Raw genomic sequence first — 4932 nt, 5'->3', positions numbered from 1 at the left:
GTCTTTTACCCGTGACTTGAAATTGCGGGGTTTCAAGGCCGTAATGTTTCCCACGACCCCCTGCCACTCTGTCGGGGCTACGACGGGGTCAGCCAATTCAAGCCCCATTTTTTGGAAATCAGGCTTGCGCTCCGTGGCGAGACGCTGAAGTACATCGGCAGTGTCTTTATCGACGGAAACGCCACCATAACAGCACATACCGTGGCAAGACAGCTCGCACCGAGTGAGTTTGCGCTGAAATTCGGTAGGGTCCAGCGGGACCTTACCGTATTCCTTTCGGACGGCCTCAGCCGACTTGCTGAACGCAGTCACTCGGGTAAATTCGAATTTCTGTTCCATGTTGCACCATACTAACCGTTCGTAGGATTGGCCGCCTCAGGTAAAAAAGAATTCTTTAATTCGATCGCGAGCGCTTTGTCCGCGCGCCAGATCGAAGCAGTTGACGATGGCGAGGCGGAAGCCGCCGGGTGGCATGGAGTGGCGTTCCGGGGCCCAGTCCTCGTGGAAGGTAATCTGCACGCTAGTAACGCCATCCACGCGATTGATCTCGTCGATCAATGCTTGCGGTGGATGCATGTAACCTCGGTCGTTAGGGCCGAACAGAACGACGCTATATCCATCGTGCCGGTTACGATCATCGAATAGCCAATCGCCCTTTTCATACAGCCTCACTAGCGCGTCAATCCAACCATCGCCGTATAGATCAGGCCATTGATCTGCAAAGCGAAGATGCGCCTCGATAATGAAGCCTCCGATCGTTTCAAGGTTGAGCATACCGGTGTACCCCGCAAGATGCCGGCGTATCCATTGGCCGCAATTTCCTTCGATGTTGTGGTCAGTCTCTGAATGGACCCACCAATAATCGAACGTTCCCTCTCCGGCCGGCTTCCCGGTCACATGCCGCCACCAGCGCGGCTCGCCGTTGACAACGGCGACATCGGAGGAGACATGGCGGCCCTCTAATAGGGTCACCCACATGTGGCCGGGAGCGTAGAATTCCTCGTATTCGGCCGCCGAGCGCAGTACCCTGCTTCCTACGCCCATGCCCTTCAAGTTGATGATGGGCTTGGAAAAAACCGGATAGCGCGGCGGCGTCGTACCGTGCGGGCCGGCATCGAGGTTTTGACTTAGCGCCACTTCAAGCTTGTCATAAACCCAGCGATGTGCCGGATACCACAACCATGCGTCCGAATCCTCGGTCGGTATGTTAACGCTGGTTTGGACGTGTCTGAAGTATTGCAGCCGCCAAGGATCGGCTTCGCAGATTGGCATGGTTTCAACGCGGATGCTGGTGGAACGTGCGAAGCCGAAACGTTAGACGACAATTCTTTGCTTGTCACCTTCTCCAATTCGTTTGGCGCGCGCAAGCGGCGCTGCTATAGGACGTTCTTGCAGGAGGCGCGTACATATTAGATTATTGCCCCGCGAGGACTTGCTGTGCCACATCGTTGGTTTCTCAGCTACCACACTCCAGACGAGCTGTTGGCGGTACGGCTCAAGACCGCGATCGAAAGGAAAGATTCAAGCTCGCGCGTATTTTTCGCACCGACGCATCTGCGCGCTGGGCGTTCGTGGTCTGCGCAACTTGCCGGTGAAATTGCTGAATCGACTGCTTTTGTTCTGTTGGTCGGCGAACACGGACTGGGGGACTGGCAAGTCTACGAATACGATGAGGCGCTCGATAAGCGAGTAAAATCTGCTGACTATCCGTTGATCATGATGTTGTTGGAGGGCCGGACCGCACCGGGTCTTCCTTTTTTGCGGCGGCATCACTGGATCGTCACGAGCGACCCTGCATCGGAGCTGGAAGTGGGGCGCCTATTTGATGCGGCGGCGGGAGGCGACGACAAGCCCGCCGACCTGTGGCGCTATACCTGCCCCTACCGCGGCTTGGCGGCGATGGAGGAGAGGGACAGCGGATACTTTTTCGGCCGCAAGCACGAAACGGTCGACGTGCTCTCAACACTTGCTGCCGCAGCGAATCGACTTCCTGTGCTGGTAGGAAATTCGGGAGTGGGCAAGTCGTCGCTGGCGCAGGCGGGCGTACTCGCCGCACTGAAGCGCCAAGCCTGGCCGCCCGACGTGGAGACGCCGGGTCCGTGGCCGCAAGTTTTTGAAAAAAGCCGGCAGTGGGCTTTTTTGACGCTGCGACCGGGAACCGATCCGCTCAAGTCGCTGGTTGAAGCGTTTTTGGATATGTGGCTGTTTGCAGCGATCGATCCGGAGCGGGTGAGAATTCAAAACGGCTGGATCGATCTTCTGCGGGAAGGCAAAGCCGCTTTGCGCGATCTGATCGACGCCACCGAACGCCGCCGCCAAGAACTCGATCAGCCGAAGCCGCCCGCGTTCTTCCTCTACGTCGATCAGGGCGAAGAGCTTTATCTGCGTTCCGAGGAACGGCAGCGCCACCGCTTCTCGGAAATCCTCTCCGAAGGCCAAAGCGACCAGCGCCTCCGCGCACTGATGAGTCTGCGCGCCGACTTTTTGGGCGAGCTGCAGAAAGATCGGCCGCTGCATTCGGTCTACCGCCAGATCGAAGTGCCGCCGCTGCGCGAGGAGGGCTTGCGCGACGTGGTGAGTCGCCCGGCTTCACTGCTGTCCGCCCGCTTCGAGACGGAAAATCTCGCTGAGAATATCGCACGGCGAACGGCCGAGGAGTCCACCAAGGACGCCGGCGCACTGCCGCTGCTGTCCTATCTGCTTGACGACATGTGGCAGAGCATGGTGGCGCGCGGTGACGGTGTGCTCCGCCTGCCAGAAAAGTCGATCGATCTCGGCCACGTGCTCGTGCAGCGCGCCGATGTCTTCATTGCCAGCCATCCAAACTCGGAGGAGGAGCTTCGCCGTATCCTCACTTTGAAGCTCGCGATGGTTCGTGAAGATGGCGAACCGGCACGGCGCCGCGCCACTCGCTCGGAATTCTCTGACGCGCAATGGCGGCTGGTGAGCGAACTCGCCGACCACCCCTACCGGCTGCTGGTCATCGCCACACCCGAGTCCGGCGAGGCGCTAGCCGAGGTTGCGCATGAGACGATTTTCCGGCGCTGGGACAAGCTACGCGAATGGATCGCGGGCGAGCGCGAATTCCTCGCCTGGCGGAGCGGTTTGGAGTCCTCGCGCCGCGCCTGGGAGGCAGCCCCGAGCGATTCGAAAGGTGCAGCGCTCCTGATGGGTCTCGCCGCGACCAACGCGGCGAATTGGCTGTATAAGAGGGAAGCCGACATCCCACTGCCTGAGCGGCAGTTCATTGCGTTGAGCCTCAAAGCGGAGCGAGCGCGGCGGCGGCGGCTTGGCGCACTGATTGGCGTTTTGGCGCTAGCGATTGTCACAGCCTTAACGGCCTGGATGCAGGAGCGCAGAATCGATGCGCTGTGGCACTGGTTTACGGTCACTCGCCCCTATATGAACGCGCGCGTGCGGCCTTACGTCCTCAGCGCCCCCGCTGAGCAGGCACTTAAGCCGAAAGATTCCTTCAAGGAATGTTCGGGCGAGTGTCCGCAAATGATCGTCATTCCTGCCGGTTCATTCGCGATGGGTTTACCGGGTGGGAATAAGGCGTCAGACCCCAGCGAACAGCCGCAGCATCCCGTCACCATCGGCAAACCGCTCGCCGTTTCGGAGTACGAGATAACTTTCGCCGAGTGGGATACCTGTACGACCTTTGGCGATTGTCCCCATCTCAGCGATTCCGGGCTGGGGCGTGGCCAACAGCCAGTGATCGGTGTCACCTGGGACGAGGCTCAGCATTATGCCGCATGGCTGTCGGAGATGACCGGCAAAACCTACCGCTTGCTGGACGAGGCCGAATACGAATATGCCGCTCGCGCGGGCACGACCACTGCCTATCCATGGGGCAACGATATTGGTCAAGGCAATACGGACTGCAACGGATGCGGCACGAGATGGGACAACAAGACGCCGGCGCCGGTTGGCTCGTTCTCTCCTACCGCATTCGGCCTTTACGACATGGTCGGCAACGTCTGGGAGTGGACACAAGACTGTTGGCACAATGATTACTCGAACGCGCCGACTGACGGCTCGCCATGGAACGCGGGAGGGGACTGCACGAAGCATCCCGTACGCGGCGGGTCTTATGTGAGCGATCCCTCTTACATTGTCTCCGCCAGCCGCTGGGGATACCGGAGCGACGGCCGTTTCGACAGCGTGGGCTTCCGCGTTGCGCGAACGCTCGGACCTTGAATTGTGGCTTTCGGTACTGCCCCAGCAATAGATTGATTCGGCAACATGCAGAAGCTGACGCTGATGATGGCACTGCGTTTCAAGGATTCGCAGAAGGCGCTGCGTACCAAGTTGGCTTCGCCCGCGATCAACTTGAAGGAATTCCAGCGCGAACTGAAGCGCTGTTCGCCGTCAACGTGTTTAGGCTGGTGCTGTTATGATGGCGCTTTAGGTGACGAAGAACGGGAATGTAGGTTCAAAAGCCTGACCCACATAGTCCCAGCGATGGACTTCATGGCCGTCCACATCACTGGGGTGCGTGACGTGGTCGCCACCGTCAAACAAGATAAAGCTTATGCGACTTGTCCGAATCGTAGGCGGGTAGGACAGAGCCGAACATGCTCAAGAATGCCTCCGGCTTTCCCGGCCTGGAAGCTTCTTTATCCACGAAAGGCTAGGCGAGCGCAATCTACCATTCGCGGCGATCGACCGAATGGGCGTTCATCGGGTATGGAAAGCATCGTGCCGTCGACAATCGCAACGCTCGCCTCCGCCAATTTGAAAGGCTGCTGCTGCGAGAGCCGACGGTCGCGGTAGCCACGCTTGGGCAAGTAGCCTGCGCGGGATCAGTTTCTTCCCGATCGCGGCATCGAAGTATAACTTGGCTGTTCAGACCACAGGCCGGCCGCTGCTTGATGGAAAAAACTTATGAGAGGGTGGGGCATTTCATGGCCACTCAGCATCGATTTCCAG

At 58.9% G+C, this 4932-nt stretch carries 4 protein-coding genes; 2 read left to right on the top strand and 2 right to left on the bottom strand.

The features are described 5' to 3' along the window. A partial coding sequence (locus WB528_RS24925; RefSeq protein ID WP_423891710.1) for a hypothetical protein occupies positions 1-339 on the bottom strand: 339 nt, incomplete at its 3' end. A 36-nt stretch (positions 340-375) separates the two neighbouring features. Continuing rightward, positions 376-1272 carry a hypothetical protein gene (locus WB528_RS24920; RefSeq protein WP_423891709.1) on the bottom strand — a complete coding sequence of 299 codons (897 nt, stop codon included), beginning with the start codon at positions 1270-1272 and terminating at the stop codon, positions 376-378. A 165-nt stretch (positions 1273-1437) separates the two neighbouring features. On the opposite strand from WB528_RS24920, the gene WB528_RS24915 reads away from it, so the two are divergent. Both WB528_RS24915 and WB528_RS24910 read left to right on the top strand, forming a co-directional pair. After that, positions 1438-4200, top strand: coding sequence for an SUMF1/EgtB/PvdO family nonheme iron enzyme (locus tag WB528_RS24915; RefSeq protein WP_423891707.1), 2763 nt, complete (start codon positions 1438-1440; stop codon positions 4198-4200). A gap of 45 nt (positions 4201-4245) precedes the next feature. Continuing rightward, positions 4246-4776 (top strand): hypothetical protein, encoded by a 531-nt coding sequence (locus WB528_RS24910; protein ID WP_423891705.1) that lies wholly within the window; start codon positions 4246-4248, stop codon positions 4774-4776. Positions 4777-4932: the final 156 nt, after the last annotated feature.

This window comes from Bradyrhizobium sp. (assembly GCF_049586575.1).
Taxonomy (GTDB): domain Bacteria; phylum Pseudomonadota; class Alphaproteobacteria; order Rhizobiales; family Xanthobacteraceae; genus Bradyrhizobium.
This window is presented reverse-complemented; position numbering and strand designations above follow the sequence as displayed.